At 63.3% G+C, this 16846-nt stretch carries 13 protein-coding genes and 1 tRNA gene; all 14 read right to left on the minus strand.

Features of this window, described 5'->3' with window-relative positions:
• Positions 1-315 (minus strand): GTP-binding protein (locus tag AC5P7E_RS20780; protein WP_258010329.1); only part of this gene is annotated, 315 nt, incomplete at its 3' end.
• A gap of 52 nt (positions 316-367) precedes the next feature.
• Positions 368-2509, minus strand: coding sequence for an elongation factor G (gene fusA / locus AC5P7E_RS20785; RefSeq protein ID WP_012479235.1), 2142 nt, complete (start codon positions 2507-2509; stop codon positions 368-370).
• A 141-nt stretch (positions 2510-2650) separates the two neighbouring features.
• Positions 2651-3124: a 30S ribosomal protein S7 gene (rpsG, locus tag AC5P7E_RS20790; RefSeq protein WP_004145321.1), complete on the minus strand. Its 474-nt coding sequence runs from the start codon at positions 3122-3124 to the stop codon at positions 2651-2653.
• 12 nt (positions 3125-3136) lie between these two features.
• A complete protein-coding gene (rpsL, locus tag AC5P7E_RS20795; RefSeq protein ID WP_004145320.1) occupies positions 3137-3511 on the minus strand; it encodes a 30S ribosomal protein S12 in 375 nt (124 codons plus the stop codon).
• 323 nt (positions 3512-3834) lie between these two features.
• A complete protein-coding gene (gene rpoC / locus AC5P7E_RS20800) occupies positions 3835-8055 on the minus strand; it encodes a DNA-directed RNA polymerase subunit beta' (RefSeq protein ID WP_005412340.1) in 4221 nt (1406 codons plus the stop codon).
• 89 nt (positions 8056-8144) lie between these two features.
• Positions 8145-12299, minus strand: coding sequence for a DNA-directed RNA polymerase subunit beta (rpoB, locus tag AC5P7E_RS20805; protein ID WP_005408205.1), 4155 nt, complete (start codon positions 12297-12299; stop codon positions 8145-8147).
• Positions 12300-12663: 364 nt separating this feature from the next.
• Positions 12664-13032, minus strand: a complete 369-nt coding sequence (rplL, locus tag AC5P7E_RS20810) for a 50S ribosomal protein L7/L12 (protein ID WP_005408204.1) — start codon at positions 13030-13032, stop codon at positions 12664-12666.
• 63 nt (positions 13033-13095) lie between these two features.
• A complete protein-coding gene (gene rplJ, locus AC5P7E_RS20815; protein WP_005408203.1) occupies positions 13096-13632 on the minus strand; it encodes a 50S ribosomal protein L10 in 537 nt (178 codons plus the stop codon).
• A gap of 383 nt (positions 13633-14015) precedes the next feature.
• Positions 14016-14714, minus strand: coding sequence for a 50S ribosomal protein L1 (rplA, locus tag AC5P7E_RS20820; RefSeq protein ID WP_004154350.1), 699 nt, complete (start codon positions 14712-14714; stop codon positions 14016-14018).
• 4 nt (positions 14715-14718) lie between these two features.
• Positions 14719-15147 (minus strand): 50S ribosomal protein L11, encoded by a 429-nt coding sequence (gene rplK, locus AC5P7E_RS20825; protein ID WP_004145248.1) that lies wholly within the window; start codon positions 15145-15147, stop codon positions 14719-14721.
• 287 nt (positions 15148-15434) lie between these two features.
• Positions 15435-15995, minus strand: coding sequence for a transcription termination/antitermination protein NusG (nusG, locus tag AC5P7E_RS20830; protein WP_004154362.1), 561 nt, complete (start codon positions 15993-15995; stop codon positions 15435-15437).
• A gap of 10 nt (positions 15996-16005) precedes the next feature.
• Positions 16006-16419 carry a preprotein translocase subunit SecE gene (secE, locus tag AC5P7E_RS20835; protein WP_005408202.1) on the minus strand — a complete coding sequence of 138 codons (414 nt, stop codon included), beginning with the start codon at positions 16417-16419 and terminating at the stop codon, positions 16006-16008.
• A gap of 49 nt (positions 16420-16468) precedes the next feature.
• Positions 16469-16544, minus strand: a tRNA-Trp gene (locus tag AC5P7E_RS20840).
• A 103-nt stretch (positions 16545-16647) separates the two neighbouring features.
• Positions 16648-16846, minus strand: a 199-nt coding sequence (locus tag AC5P7E_RS20845; RefSeq protein WP_495213722.1) for an EF-Tu C-terminal domain-related protein, incomplete at its 5' end; no start/stop codon positions are given.

The following is a 16846-nucleotide window of genomic DNA, read 5'->3' on the forward strand; positions in this document are numbered from 1 at the left end:
CACCAGGATCGCGCCGTCCATCTGGGCGGCACCGGTGATCATGTTCTTGACGTAGTCAGCATGGCCCGGGCAATCGACGTGGGCGTAGTGACGGACCGGGGATTCGTATTCGACGTGCGCGGTCGAGATCGTGATACCACGCGCCTTTTCTTCCGGAGCGGCGTCGATCGAGGAGTAATCCTTGAACTCGCCACCGAAGCGCTCGGCACCGATCTTGGTCAGTGCGGCGGTCAGCGTGGTCTTGCCGTGATCGACGTGACCGATGGTGCCGACGTTGACGTGCGGCTTGGTGCGCTCGAACTTACCCTTTGCCATTGTTCTATACCTTGATTGTTCGTAAGTGGTTTCAAGAGAGGCTGAGCGAGGCTCAGCCCTTCTTCATGACGGCTTCGGCGATGTTGGTCGGAGCCGGCTCGTAGTGATCGAATTCCATGGTGAAGGTGGCGCGGCCCTGGGTCTGCGAACGCAGCGCAGTGGCGTAGCCGAACATTTCACCCAGCGGGATCATCGCGTTGATGATGCTGGCCGAACCGTCACCGGTGGTGTCGGAACCCTGCAGCACGCCGCGACGACGGCTGACGTCGCCCATCACGTCACCCTGGTAATCCTCCGGGGTCACGATCTCGACCTTCATGATCGGCTCCAGCAGCACCGGCTTGGCCTTGGCGAAGCCCTGCTTGAAGGCCATCGACGAAGCCAGCTTGAACGCCATTTCCGAGGAGTCGACGTCGTGGTACGAACCGAACACCAGCTTCACCTTGACGTCCACGACCGGGAAGCCAGCCAGCGGACCGCTGGTGATGGTTTCGCGCAGGCCCTTTTCAACCGACGGAATGAATTCCTTCGGGATCACGCCGCCGGTGATGTCGTTGATGAACAGGAAGTCGTCCTTGATGGCCGGAGCCAGCTTCGGATCGGCACGGTCGGCAGCGGTGATCGGCGACAGTTCGATCACGACGTGACCGTACTGACCCTTACCACCGGACTGCTTGGCGTGCTTGTAGTCCGACTTGACGTCGGCCAGGGTGATGGTTTCGCGGTAGGCCACCTGCGGCGCGCCGACGTTGGCTTCAACGTTGAACTCGCGCTTCAGGCGGTCGACGATGATGTCCAGGTGCAGCTCGCCCATGCCCGAGATGATGGTCTGGCCGGATTCTTCGTCGGTCTTGACGCGGAACGACGGATCTTCCTGCGCCAGACGGCCCAGGGCCAGACCCATCTTTTCCTGGTCCGACTTGGTCTTCGGCTCGACGGCCATCGAGATCACCGGCTCCGGGAACGTCATGCGCTCCAGGATGATCGGGGCGTCCACGGCGCACAGGGTGTCACCGGTGGTGGTGTCCTTCAGGCCCACGGCAGCGGCGATGTCACCGGCCAGAACTTCCTTGATTTCCTCGCGGTTGTTCGAGTGCATCTGCAGGATGCGGCCGATGCGCTCCTTCTTGCCCTTCACCGAGTTCAGCACGGTGTCGCCACCGTTCAGGGTGCCCGAGTAGACACGGAAGAAGGTCAGCGCGCCGACGAACGGGTCGGTGATGATCTTGAAGGCCAGCGACGAGAACGGAGCCTTGTCGTCCGACTTGCGGGTCATTTCGACGGTGTCGTCGTCAACGTCCACGCCCTTCACGTCCGGCACGTCGACCGGCGACGGCAGCAGCTGGATCACGCCGTCCAGCATGGCCTGCACACCCTTGTTCTTGAAGGCCGAGCCGCAGTACATCGGCACGATCTCGGTGGCCAGGGTGCGGGTACGCAGCGCGTTGATGATTTCGGCCTCGGCCAGCTCTTCGCCGCCCAGGTACTTTTCCATCAGCTCTTCGCTGGCTTCGGCAGCGGTCTCGACCATGAACTGGCGAGCCTCTTCCGCAGCCGCCTGCAGATCGGCCGGGATGTCGCTGTACTCGAACTTCATGCCCTGCGAAGCCTCATCCCAGTGGATGGCCTTCATCTTCAGCAGGTCGACGACGCCCTTGAAGTTGTCTTCAGCGCCGATCGGCAGCTGCATCGGCACGGCAACCGCGCCCAGCTTGGCCTTCAGCTGGCCGACGACCTTCTGGAAGTTGGCACCGGTGCGGTCCATCTTGTTGACGAACGCGATGCGCGGCACGTGGTACTTGTTGGCCTGGCGCCACACGGTTTCCGACTGCGGCTGCACGCCACCGACGGCGCACAGGACGAAGACGGCACCGTCGAGCACGCGCAGCGAGCGCTCCACTTCGATGGTGAAGTCGACGTGCCCGGGGGTGTCGATGATGTTGAAGCGGTGCTCCGGCAGGGACTTGTCCATGCCCTTCCAGAACGCGGTGGTGGCAGCGGACTGGATCGTGATGCCACGCTCCTGCTCCTGCTCCATCCAGTCCATGGTGGCGGCGCCGTCATGCACTTCACCGATCTTGTGGCTCTTGCCGGTGTAGAACAGGATGCGCTCGGACGTGGTGGTCTTGCCGGCATCGATGTGAGCCATGATGCCGAAGTTACGGTAACGCTCGATGGGAGTGGAACGGGCCACGGGAGCCTCTCAGATTTCTTGGATTTCGGATGGCCGAACGCCGCCTTTCGGCGGCCTTCGGATTGGCGCAGTCCTTCTGGGACCGCGAGGCAGCACGCACCGAAGTGGTGCTGCCCTGCCTGTTTTACAAGGCCGTCAAACTCACCAGCGGTAGTGGGCGAATGCCTTGTTGGCTTCGGCCATGCGGTGGGTTTCTTCGCGCTTCTTGATGGCGCCGCCACGGTTTTCCGAGGCGTCGATCAGTTCAGCAGCCAGCTTCTTCGGCATGGTGTTCTCGCCACGCTTGCGCGCGGAGTCGATCAGCCAGCGCATGGCCAGGGCCATCTTGCGCGACGAACGCACTTCGACCGGCACCTGGTAGGTGGCACCACCGACGCGGCGCGACTTGACTTCGACCGCCGGAGCGACGTTGTCCAGAGCCTTCTGCACCAGTTCAATGGCGTTGGCGCTGCTGTTCTTCTCGGTGATCACGTCCATGGCGCCGTACACGATCTTTTCGGCGACGGACTTCTTGCCGCTCTGCATGACCATGTTGATGAAGCGGGCGATGGTTTCGCTTCCGTGCTTCGGATCGGGCAGGACGGAACGCTGCGGAGTATTACCCTTACGCGACATAGTGCTCTCTCCTTATGCCTTCGGACGCTTGGCGCCGTACTTGGAACGGGCCTGGCGACGCTTGGCAACGCCGGCGGCGTCGAGCGAGCCACGAACGGTGTGGTAACGCACACCCGGCAGGTCCTTGACGCGACCGCCGCGGATCAGGACCACGGAGTGCTCCTGCAGGTTGTGGCCTTCACCACCGATGTAGGAAATCACTTCTTCCTGGTTGGTCAGGCGGACCTTGGCAACCTTGCGCAGTGCCGAGTTCGGCTTCTTCGGGGTGGTGGTGTAGACACGGGTGCAGACGCCACGGCGCTGCGGGCACTTGTCGAGCGCCGGCGAGGCACTCTTGTAGGTGGTCGCTTGCCGCGGCTTGCGGACCAGCTGGTTGATCGTCGCCATCAGTAGGTTCTTCTGATTGGTGGCCGGAAATCCGGCCAGAGATGCGGAAATGTTAAAGCAGGCCAAAATTCTGGCCTGCTGAGACAGACGATTGTAGCAACCTGCCAGGAAAGCAGTCAAACGCCTCCTGTCAAGCCCGTTCCTGATCCCGGAACGTTACTGGGGGGCCTCCATGTACCCCGTTCAGGTTGGCGGGGTGAACCGCAAGCGGTCCACCCTGCCCTGTACCGGTAGAGTCGACTGTCAGTCGACTCTCGATAGAAGTCGACTAACAGTCGACTCTACCCGCCCGGGTGGTCCGGCCCTGAGGCCGGACCCGTGTTTCAGTCTTCCGAGGCCTGTTCAGCTTCGGCTTCAACCACCGGTGCCTCGACCGCGGCCGGGGTGCCGGCAAGGGTCTGCATTTCCGACTCGGTGAGGCCGGAAGCGCCGCGACGGCGGTTGCTGTGGTACGCCAGGCCGGTACCGGCCGGAATCAGGCGACCCACGATGACGTTTTCCTTCAGGCCACGCAGGTTGTCCGAGGTGCCGCGGACGGCCGCTTCGGTCAGCACGCGGGTGGTTTCCTGGAACGACGCGGCCGAGATGAACGATTCGGTCGCCAGCGAGGCCTTGGTGATACCCAGCAGGACCGGATCGAAGTGCGCCGGCAGCTCATTGCGGGCTGCAAGGCGGGCATTCTCCTCGATAACGCGCTGGCGCTCCACCTGTTCGCCGTTCAGGAACTTGCTGCTGCCCTGGTCGGTGATCTCGACCTTGCGCAGCATCTGGCGGGTGATCACCTCGATGTGCTTGTCGTTGATCTTCACGCCCTGCAGGCGGTACACGTCCTGGATTTCCTTCACCAAGTAGGCGGCCAGCGGTTCGACACCCAGCAGGCGCAGGATGTCCTGCGGGCTCGGCTCGCCGTCCACGATGGTTTCACCCTTGGTGACATGCTCGCCTTCGAACACGATGACCTGGCGGTACTTCGGGATCAGCTCTTCGTGCTCCGAACCATCGGTGTCCTTGATGATCAGGCGCTGCTTGCCCTTGGTGTCCTTGCCGAAGCTGATGATGCCCGAACGCTCGGCCAGCACCGCCGGATCCTTCGGCTTGCGCGCTTCGAACAGATCGGCCACGCGCGGCAGACCACCGGTGATGTCGCGGGTCTTCGACGCTTCCTGCGGGATCTTGGCGACCACGTCACCCACGCCGACGGCAGCGCCGTCCTGCAGGTTGACGATCGAGCGCGGCGGCAGCAGGTACTGCGCCGGCAGGTCGGTGCCCGGAATCGACAGGTCGTTGCCCTTGGCGTCGACGATGCGCACGATCGGGCGCAGGTCCTTGGCCTGGGTACCACGACGCTTCGGATCGGTGATTTCGCGCGACGCCAGGCCGGTCAGCTCGTCGGTCTTCTCGATGACGGTGATGCCGTCGACGAAGTCGATGAAGCGGATGAAGCCGGCCACTTCCGACACGATCGGGTGGTTATGCGGATCCCAGTTGGCCACGGTCTGGCCAGCCTTGATCGCATCACCGTCCTTGGACGTGATGGTCGCACCGTACGGCAGCTTGTAACGTTCACGCTCACGGCCGTGGGCATCGAGCACCGAGATTTCGCCCGAGCGCGACACTGCCACCAGCGAGCCGTTGGCATGCTCGACCGACTTGAGGTTGCTGAACTTGACCGAGCCGGTGGTCTTGACGGTGATGTTGTCGACCGCAGCAGCTCGCGACGCCGCACCACCGATGTGGAACGTACGCATGGTCAGCTGGGTACCCGGCTCACCGATGGACTGGGCGGCGATGACGCCGACCGCTTCACCGATGTTGACCAGGTGGCCACGGGCCAGGTCGCGGCCGTAGCAGCGCGAGCAGACGCCGAAGGCCGATTCGCAGGAGATGGTCGAGCGGACCTTGATGGTCTGCACGCCGGCATCTTCCAGCTTGGCAACCCAGGCTTCGTCCAGCAGGGTGTTGCGGGTGACGATCGGATCTTCGTCGTTGCCCGGCAGGAACACGTCCTCGGCAACCACGCGGCCCAGCACGCGGTCCTTCAGCGGCTCGACCACGTCGCCGCCTTCCACGATCGGGGTCATGATCAGGCCTTCGGTGGTACCGCAATCCACCTCGGTGATCACCACGTCCTGTGCCACGTCGACCAGACGACGGGTCAGGTAACCCGAGTTCGCGGTCTTCAGCGCGGTATCGGCCAGACCCTTACGGGCACCATGGGTGGAGTTGAAGTACTCCTGCACGTTCAGGCCTTCGCGGAAGTTCGCCTTGATGGGCGTCTCGATGATCGAGCCGTCCGGGCGGGCCATCAGGCCACGCATGCCGGCCAGCTGACGGATCTGCGCCTGCGAACCACGCGCACCGGAGTCGGCCATGATGTACAGCGAGTTCATCGACTTCTGGTCGATGGTCTCACCCTTGGCATTGACCACCTTCTCGGTACCGATGGTGTCCATCATCGCCTTGGCGATGCGCTCGTTGGTGCGCGACCAGATGTCGACCACCTTGTTGTAGCGCTCGCCGGCGGTGACCAGGCCCGACTGGTACTGCTCCTGGATTTCCAGCACTTCGGCTTCGGCCTCGGTGAGGATGCCCTTCTTCTCGTCCGGGATCAGCATGTCGTCGATGCCGATCGAGACACCGGCGCGGGTCGCGTACGCGAAGCCGGTGTACATCAGCTTGTCGGCGAACACGACCGTGTCCTTCAGGCCCAGCTGGCGGTAGCTGGAGTTGATCAGGCGGCTGATGTTCTTCTTGGTCAGCTCGGTGTTGGCCAGCGCGAACGGCAGGCCTTCCGGCAGGATTTCAGCCAGCAGGGCGCGACCGATCGTGGTGTCCACGATCGAGGTCTTGTTCTGCTTGTTGCCGTCTTCGTCGGTCACCACTTCGGTGATGCGGACCTTGACGCGCGCGTGCAGTTCCACCACGCGGTTGTCGTAGGCACGCTTCACTTCGGCGATGTTGGCGAAGGCCATGCCCTCGCCCTTCTTGTTTTCCAGCGAGCGGGTCATGTAGTACAGACCCAGCACGACGTCCTGCGACGGCACGATGATCGGCTCGCCGTTGGCCGGCGACAGGATGTTGTTGGTCGACATCATCAGCGCACGCGCTTCCAGCTGGGCTTCCAGCGAGAGCGGCACGTGGACGGCCATCTGGTCACCGTCGAAGTCGGCGTTGAACGCGGTGCAGACCAGCGGGTGCAGCTGGATGGCCTTGCCTTCGATCAGCACCGGCTCGAACGCCTGGATGCCCAGTCGGTGCAGGGTCGGCGCACGGTTCAGCATCACCGGATGCTCGCGGATGACCTCTTCCAGGATGTCCCAGACTTCGGCTTCTTCGCGCTCGACCAGCTTCTTGGCGGCCTTGATGGTGGTGGCCAGGCCACGACGCTGCAGCTTGGCGAAGACGAACGGCTTGAACAGCTCGAGCGCCATCTTCTTCGGCAGGCCGCACTGGTGCAGGCGCAGGTACGGGCCGACCACGATGACCGAACGGCCCGAGTAGTCGACGCGCTTGCCGAGCAGGTTCTGGCGGAAGCGACCCTGCTTGCCCTTGATCATGTCGGCCAGCGACTTCAGCGGGCGCTTGTTGGTGCCGGTGATGGCACGGCCACGACGGCCGTTGTCCAGCAGCGCATCGACCGACTCCTGCAGCATGCGCTTTTCATTGCGCACGATGATGTCCGGCGCGCTCAGTTCGAGCAGGCGGCGCAGGCGGTTGTTGCGGTTGATGACGCGGCGGTACAGGTCGTTCAGGTCGGAGGTCGCGAAGCGGCCGCCATCCAGCGGGACCAGCGGACGCAGGTCCGGCGGCAGCACCGGCAGCACGGTCATGACCATCCATTCCGGACGGTTGCCCGATTCCAGGAAGGCTTCGATCAGCTTGATGCGCTTGGTGAGGCGCTTGAGCTTGGTTTCCGAACCGGTAGCGGCGATTTCCTCGCGCAGGCGGGTCATTTCCGACTGCAGGTCGATCGTGCGCAGCAGTTCGTACACGGCCTCGGCGCCCATGGCGGCGTCGAAGTCGTCACCGTGCTCCTGGCGGGCCTGCAGGTACTGTTCCTCGGTCAGCAGCTGGCGGCGCTCCAGGGCGGTCAGGCCCGGCTCGGTCACCACGTAGGCTTCGAAGTACAGCACGCGCTCGATGTCGCGCAGGGTCATGTCCAGCATCAGGCCGATGCGCGACGGCAGCGACTTCAGGAACCAGATGTGCGCGACCGGCGAGGCCAGGTCGATGTGGCCCATGCGCTCGCGGCGCACCTTGGCCAGGGTCACTTCGGTACCGCACTTTTCGCAAACCACGCCGCGGTGCTTCATGCGCTTGTACTTGCCGCACAGGCACTCGTAGTCCTTCACCGGGCCGAAGATGGCGGCGCAGAACAGGCCGTCGCGTTCCGGCTTGAAGGTACGGTAGTTGATGGTTTCCGGCTTCTTCACTTCGCCGAAGGACCACGAACGGATCAGGTCCGGCGAAGCCAGCGCGATCTTGATCGCGTCGAAGTCCAGCGTCTGGCGCTGCTGGTTGAAGAGGTTGAGCAGGTCTTTCATGGTGTTCTCCAGAAGGAGGAATGCTGTGTCGATGGGCTTTCAGTTCACTGCCAGCGGCGCGGCGGCGTTGACCGCCGCGCCGGCATGGATCAGTTGTCTTCCAGTTCCATGTTGATGGCCAGCGAGCGGATTTCCTTCACGAGCACGTTGAAGGATTCCGGCATGCCCGCGACCATCTCGTGCTCACCGTCGACGATGTTCTTGTACATCTGGTTGCGGCCCTGCACGTCATCGGACTTCACCGTCAGCATTTCCTGCAGGGTGTAGGCCGCGCCGTAGGCTTCCAGCGCCCAGACTTCCATTTCACCGAAGCGCTGGCCGCCGAACTGCGCCTTGCCGCCCAGCGGCTGCTGGGTGACGAGCGAGTACGGACCGGTCGAACGGGCGTGCATCTTGTCGTCGACCAGGTGGTTCAGCTTCAGGTAGTGCATGTAACCCACGGTGGTGTGGCGATCGAACGCTTCACCGGTGCGGCCGTCGTACAGCTGGGTCTGGCCACTGCTCGGCAGGTCGGCCAGTTCCAGCATGCGCTTGATTTCCGCTTCGGTGGCACCGTCGAACACCGGGGTGGCCATCGGCACGCCGTCGGTGAGGTTACGGGCCAGGCGCAGCAGCTCCTCGTCGCTGAACTGCGACAGGTCGACACGGTTGGCCACGTTGGTGTCGTCGTGGTTGTAGATGTCGTCCAGGAACTTGCGCAGGTCGGCAACCGCCGCCTGGGCTTCCATCATCGCCTGGATCTTGCGGCCCAGGCCCTTGGCCGCCCAGCCCAGGTGCACTTCCAGGATCTGGCCGATGTTCATACGCGACGGCACGCCCAGCGGGTTCAGCACGATGTCCACGGTTTCGCCCGAGGCCATGTACGGCATGTCCTCGACCGGCACCACGTTGGAGACCACACCCTTGTTGCCGTGGCGGCCAGCCATCTTGTCGCCCGGCTGGATGCGGCGCTTCACGGCCAGGAACACCTTGACCATCTTCAGCACGCCCGGGGCGAGGTCGTCACCGGCGGTGATCTTGCCGCGCTTGTCGGCGAAGCGACGCTCGAATTCCTTCTCGTGCGCCTGGATCTGCTTCTGCGCGCGCTCGATGGCTTCCGAAGCGTCCTCGTCCTTCATGCGCAGGGCGAACCAGTCAGCCTTCTTCAGGCCGTCCAGGAAGGCGTCGGTGATCACGTCACCCTTCTTCAGGCCAGCACCACCGTTGACCACCTTGCCCACGATCTGCGAACGCAGACGCATGTAGATGGCGGCTTCCAGGATGCGGAACTGGTCGTCGAAGTCCTTCTTGACGCGCTTGATTTCAGACTCTTCGATCTGGCGGGCGCGCTTGTCCTTCTCGATGCCGTCGCGGGTGAAGACCTGCACGTCGATGACGGTGCCGTCCATGCCCGGCGGAACGCGCAGCGAGCTGTCCTTAACGTCCGAAGCCTTCTCGCCGAAGATCGCGCGCAGCAGCTTCTCTTCCGGGGTCAGCTGGCTTTCGCCCTTCGGGGTGACCTTGCCGACCATGATGTCGCCGGCGCGGACTTCCGCACCGATGTACACCACGCCGCTCTCGTCCAGGCGGTTCAGCGCCTGCTCGGAGACGTTCGGGATGTCGGCGGAGATTTCCTCCGGCCCCAGCTTGGTGTCACGCGCGACGCAGGTCAGCTCTTCGATGTGGATCGTGGTGTAACGATCCTCTTCCACCACGCGCTCGGAGAGCAGGATGGAGTCTTCGAAGTTGTAGCCGTTCCACGGCATGAACGCGATCAGCATGTTCTGGCCCAGGGCCAGTTCGCCGATGTCGGTGGACGGACCGTCGGCCAGCACGTCGCCGCGGGCGATGACGTCACCCACCTGGACCAGCGGACGCTGGTTGATGCAGGTGTTCTGGTTCGAACGGGTGTACTTGACCAGGTTGTAGATGTCCACGCCTGCATCGGTAGCGCCAACGATCTCTTCCTCGTTGACCTTGACCACGATGCGGGCCGCGTCGATCTGCACGATCTCGCCACCACGGCGGGCGTTCACGGTCACACCGGAGTCACGCGCCACGGCGCGCTCGATGCCGGTACCGACCAGCGGCTTCTGCGCACGCAGGGTCGGCACCGCCTGACGCTGCATGTTGGCGCCCATCAGTGCGCGGTTCGCGTCATCGTGCTCCAGGAACGGAACCAGCGCGGCCGCGATCGACACGGTCTGCATCGGCGAGACGTCCATGAAGTGGACTTCCGCCGGCGGCTTCAGCAGCGATTCGCCCTGGAAGCGGCACGGAACGAACTGCTCGGTCAGGGTGCCCTTGGCGTCGGTCAGCGCGTTGGCCTGCGCAATGACGTACTCGTTTTCTTCAATCGCCGACAGGAACTCGACTTCGTCATAGACCTTGCCGTCCACGACCTTGCGGTACGGAGTCTCAAGGAAACCGTACTGGTTGGTGCGGGCGTACACGGCCAGCGAATTGATCAGGCCGATGTTCGGGCCTTCCGGGGTTTCGATGGTGCAGACGCGGCCGTAATGGGTCGGGTGCACGTCGCGCACTTCGAAGCCGGCGCGCTCACGGGTCAGGCCGCCCGGGCCCAGGGCCGAGACGCGACGCTTGTGGGTCACTTCCGACAGCGGGTTGTTCTGGTCCATGAACTGCGACAGCTGCGAGGAGCCGAAGAACTCCTTGATGGCAGCGGCAACCGGCTTGGCGTTGATCAGCTCCTGCGGGGTCAGGCCTTCGGACTCGGCCATCGACAGGCGCTCCTTGACCGCGCGCTCGACGCGGACCAAGCCGACGCGGAACACGTTTTCGGCCATTTCGCCGACCGAACGCACGCGACGGTTGCCCAGGTGGTCGATATCGTCGACCACGCCGCGACCGTTGCGGATCTCGGTCAGGACCTTGATCACGTCCAGGATGTCGGAGCTGTCGCCGTGGGCGGCGACCAGGCGCTTGGACTCTTCGTCGTTGCGCTCACCGAAGTACTTGCTGTCGTACAGCACGGCTTCGCCGGTGGTTTCCTTGCGGCCCACGCGACGGTTGAACTTCATGCGGCCGACCGCGGACAGGTCGTAGCGCTCGAAGGTGAAGAACAGGTTGTGGAACAGGTTCTGCGCAGCGTCCTTGGTCGGCGGCTCGCCCGGACGCATCATGCGGTAGATCTCGACCAGGGCTTCCAGCTGGGTCTTGGTCGGGTCGATGCGCAGGGTGTTGGACAGGTACGGGCCACGATCCAGATCGTTCACCCACAGGGTGCCCACGGCATCCACACCGGCCTTGCGGAAGGCCTGCAGCTGCTCGTCGGTGATCTCGTCATTGGCCTGGGCCAGCAGTTCGCCGGTCGAGGCGTCAACCACGTCGTGCGACAGGATGCGGCCGACGATGTAGTCGTCCGGCACGGCCAGGGCGGCGATGCCCGAGGCTTCCAGCTGCTTGATGTGGCGCGCGGTGATGCGCTTGCCGGCTTCCACGATGACCTTGTCGCCGTCGGCGAGGTCGAAGCCCAGGGTTTCGCCACGCAGGCGCTCCGGCACCAGCTCCAGCTGGACGCCTTCATCCGGGTTGATGTGGAAGGTGTTGATCTCGAAGAACTCGGCCAGCATCTCTTCGTTGCTGTAGCCGAGCGCGCGCAGCAGGATCGACACCGGCAGCTTGCGGCGACGGTCGATACGGGTGAACAGCGCGTCCTTCGGGTCGAACTCGAAGTCCAGCCAGGAGCCGCGGTAAGGAATGATGCGGGCGCTGTACAGCAGCTTGCCCGAGCTGTGGGTCTTGCCACGGTCGTGGTCGAAGAACACGCCCGGCGAGCGGTGCAGCTGCGAGACGATGACGCGCTCGGTGCCGTTGACGATGAAGGTGCCGTTCTCGGTCATCAGCGGGATTTCGCCCAGATAGACCTCCTGCTCCTTCACGTACTTGATGGCCTTGGTCGACGACTCACGGTCGTAGATCACCAGGCGCACGGTCACGCGCAGCGGGGCGCCGTAGCTCATGCCACGCTGGCGGCACTCGCGCTCGTCGAAGACCGGTTCGCCCAGCTTGTAGCCGACGTATTCCAGGGCAGCGTTGCCGCTGTAGCTGGCGATCGGGAAGACCGACTTCAGCGCAGCGTGCAGGCCGTGGTCCGTGCGCTTGGCCGGATCAACGTTTTCCTGCAGGAATTCACGATAGGAATCCACCTGGATGGCGAGCAGGAACGGCACTTCGAGAATCGAGCGCTGCTTGCCGAAATCCTTGCGGATACGCTTTTTTTCGGTGAACGAATAGGACGTCATGAGGTCTTCCACCTTGTTGTGCGGATCGTGCGCCCACGATCCGAAGGGAACTTGAAATTGTCAGTTGGAAGTCGCTGGTATTGCCGGCACCAGCACGCCTTCTCCCGCTACTTCCAACTGCCAACTCGTCTGCTACCACGCCCCTGCTGCCGCGCGCTGCGCTGGCCGGCGGGGGTTTGACTGCAGCCCGTGTTGGGCTTTTTGCTGCATTTGAAACGGTAGAGTCGAGTGTTGGTCGACTTCCTTCACAGCAGTCGACCAACAGTCGACTCTACCGACACCGCAACAACGACCAAAGGCCGGGGGCTTACGCCCCCAGCCTTGGCTGCATCGCCGTGAATCGGTGACGATGCAAGGTAACTGCTTACTTGACTTCGACAGTCGCGCCAGCAGCTTCCAGGTCCTTCTTCATCTTCTCGGCGTCTTCCTTCGAAGCGCCTTCCTTCAGGACGCCACCGGCTTCGGCCAGGTCCTTCGCTTCCTTCAGGCCCAGGCCGGTGATGGCGCGGACGGCCTTGATGACTTCGACCTTCTTGTCGCCGGCCGACTTCAGGGTGACGGTGAACTCGGTCTGCTCTTCAACAGCAGCGGCCGGGCCAGCGGCAGCAGCCACGGCAACCGGAGCAGCGGCGGAGACGCCGAACTTCTCTTCGATGGCCTTGACCAGCTCCATCACTTCCATCAGGGACTTCTCGGCGATGGCGTCGACGATCTGTTCGTTGGTAAGGGACATGATTAATACCTTTGGATGATTTTCTGGGTTGAGGTTCCGTCAGGAACCACGGTAAGTCGAAACTCAGGCGGTCTCGGCGGCCGGTTCGGCAGCGTCGGCGGCGACGTCGCCACCACCCTGCTTCTCGCCAACGGCCTTGATGGCGCGGGCAAACATCGTGACCGGCTCGGTCAGGACGCGGGCCAGCATGGCCAGGGCCTGGTCGCGGGTCGGCAGCGAGGCCAGCACGTCGACGTGGCTTGCCGGGAACACTTCGCCACCGATGGCGACGACCTTAGCCTTCAGCTTGTCGTTGCCCTTGGCGGCTTCCTTGATCAGGCGACCGGCAGCGCCGGGCTCCTCGAGCGAGAACGCGTACAGCAGCGGACCAACCATCTGGTCCTGGGCGACTGCGAACTCGGTGCCTTCAACGGCGCGCGAAGCCAGGGTGTTCTTGACAACCTTCAAGAAAACACCGGTTTCACGAGCCTGCTTGCGCATTGCGGTCATCTGGGCGACCGTGGTGCCAGCGTATTCGGCTGCGATCAAGGAGTGGGCCTTGGCGGCGACGTCTGCCAGCTCGGCGACTACTTCTTGCTTCTGGGACAGATTGAGAGCCATTGCACTCCTCCTATTGAACTCCGCTTACGGCTCCTGCCGTGTGCGGTCCTGTGCGGCATCCGTCCTGGACGCCGGGAACATCGGGATGATGTTCCGGGGGTGGGCCGTTCCAGACCTGGAGGCAATCAGGGAAATCCCAGACGTGCGTGAACCAGAAAAACTCCAGAAGGGCACCATCTACGCAGGGTGATTCCGGGGAATCGATTAAGCGCTCATGACTGCTCCGGCGGCGACTCCTTGCCAGATCGAGCTTCCGTGCCCGTCGCCGGTATTGCCACGACCGCGCCTGCGGTCTTTGACGGCTACCGCGGGCGATGCACTGCCAACGATGCCTTCAAATGTCACGATCACGGCACCGAAGGTACCGTGACCGCTTGAAACAATTACTTCAGGGTCAGCGACGACTGGTCGACGGTGACGCCCGGGCCCATCGTCGAGCTGACCGAAACCTTCTGCAGGTAGGTGCCCTTCGAGGTGGCCGGCTTGGCCTTGATCAGGTCCAGCAGCAGCGCGGTCAGGTTCGACTTCAGCGCGTCTTCGGCGAAGTCGGCCTTGCCGATGGTGCAGTGGATGATGCCGGCCTTGTCGGTGCGGTAACGGACCTGACCCGACTTGGCGTTCTTCACGGCTTCACCCGGGTTCGGGGAAACGGTGCCGACCTTCGGGTTCGGCATCAGGCCGCGCGGGCCCAGCACGGTACCCAGCTTACCGACGACGCGCATGGCGTCCGGGGTCGCGATGACGACGTCGTAGTTCAGATCGCCGGCCTGCATCTTCTCGGCCAGGTCATCCATACCGACGGCTTCGGCGCCAGCGGCCAGGGCTTCATCAGCCTTGGCACCGGCCGGAGCGAACACGGCGACGCGGACCGACTTGCCGGTACCGGCCGGCAGCACGGTGGAGCCACGGACCTGCTGGTCGGACTTCTTCGCATCGACGCCCAGGCGCACAGCGACGTCGATCGACTCGACGAACTTGGCCTTGGTGGCGCTCTTCAGGATGTTGATCGCGTCCTCGAAGGCGTATGCCTTGCCCGGAACGACGGCGGCCTTGATGGCCTTCTCACGCTTGGTCTGTGCCATCTTATTAACCCTCCACCACGAGGCCCATGGAACGGGCAGAGCCAGCGATGGTACGCACGGCGGCGTCCAGATCGGCGGCAGTCAGATCCGGTTCCTTCGCCTTGGCGATCTCTTCCAGCTGCTTACGGGTGACCTTGCCGACCTTCTCGGTGTTCGGGCGCTTGGAGCCCGACGAGATGCCAGCGGCCTTCTTCAGCAGGGTGGTGGCCGGGGTGCTCTTGGTGATGAAGGTGAACGTACGGTCCGAGTAGGCCGTGATGATCACCGGAACCGGCAGACCCGGCTCGAGCTTCTGCGTGGCAGCGTTGAACGCCTTGCAGAATTCCATGATGTTCAGACCGCGCTGACCCAGCGCAGGACCGACCGGCGGCGAGGGGTTGGCCTGACCGGCCTTCACCTGCAGCTTGATGTAACCGACAACTTTCTTTGCCATGTGAGTACTCTCCGGGTGCTAGCGCCTTTCGACAACAGGCTCCCCATCGGACCGGGAATCACGCGTCCCGGCATCGCGTTTTGAAATCATGCTGAAGGCCACCTTCCGGCGGCCTCGTCCTGCTGGCTTCCCAGCGGGGAGCCGCGCACTATATCAGGTTTTTTCTTCATATGCCTGAAACGGCACATAAACGGACGAAACCGGGCAAGGCCCGGCTCCTGGTTCCGTAGAGTCGAGCTTTGCTCGACCGATCAGCAAAGTCGAGCAAGCTCGACTCTACAACTGGATCAGACGGCCTTTTCGACCTGGCCGAACTCGAGTTCGACCGGAGTGGCACGACCGAAGATCAGCACCGAGACGCGCAGACGGCTCTTCTCGTAGTTGACCTCTTCGACGACGCCATTGAAATCGTTGAACGGGCCGTCGGTGACGCGGACCATCTGGCCCGGCTCGAACAGCACCTTCGGGCGCGGCTTCTCGACACCTTCCTGAACGCGGTTCAGGATGGCTTCGGCCTCGGAATCGGCAATCGGCAGCGGACGGTCGGCGGTGCCGCCGATGAAGCCCATCACGCGCGGGGTTTCCTTGACCAGGTGCCAGCTTTCGTTGTCGATGCGCGGGATACCGGCTTCTTCGTGGGTCTCGATCTGGACCAGCACGTAACCCGGGAAGAACTTGCGCTCGGAGCGGCGCTTCTGGCCAGCGCGCATCTCGACCACTTCTTCGGTCGGGACCAGGACATCGCCGAAGCGCTCTTCCATGCCGTCACGGACGATGCGATCGCGCAGAGCCTGCGCCACCGACTTCTCGAAGCCCGAATAGGCGTGAACGACGTACCAACGCTTCATGCAATTCTCCTTAGCGGCTCAGGAACAACTGAACCAGCCACTGAATGACGTAATCGAACCCACCCAGCAACAGACTGAGAATGGTCACCACCACCATCACGACCCAGGTCATGCGGATGGCTTCCTGGCGCGTCGGCCAGACCACCTTGCGCAGTTCGAAGCGCGACTCGGAGAGGAATTCGCGGGTGTCGCGCCCCTTGCCGGTCAGCATGAACACGCCGATACCGCCAACCAGACCGACCACGACCGCCAACGCACGCAGCTGACCCGCCCACGCACCCAGCTGGGTGGCGCGACCGGAGTCGGCGGAGAACCAGAACCAGACGAACAGACCGGCCAGCACCAGCAGCGATGCGGCGACGTACTTGACGATATCCCCGCCGTTGGCGGAGTTGTCCTTGGAATGTTCGATCTTGCTATTCATCCGGCTGTGTCTGCTTTAGCGGCCCAGGCCGCTGGATAAGGTGGGCAGATGGCACGCCAGGAGGGACTCGAACCCCCAACCTGCGGTTTTGGAGACCGCTGCTCTGCCAATTGAGCTACTGGCGTACGTGTTGAAACTTGCCTTCCCTTAGACGGCGAAGGCGGACCGAGGTTCCCGGCCCGCCATTCGCGTAACCGGCGGCGCTATGCAACCACCGGTACTGCAGGCTTACTCGATGATCTTCGAGACCACGCCGGCGCCGACGGTACGGCCGCCTTCGCGGATGGCGAAGCGCAGGCCTTCGTCCATTGCCACCGGGTTGATCAGGGTGACGACCATCTTGACGTTGTCACCCGGCATCACCATTTCGACGCCTTCCGGCAGAGCAGCTGCGCCGGTGATGTCGGTGGTGCGGAAGTAGAACTGC

The sequence above is a fragment of the Stenotrophomonas sp. YJH_SMC_25 genome, from assembly GCF_059369595.1.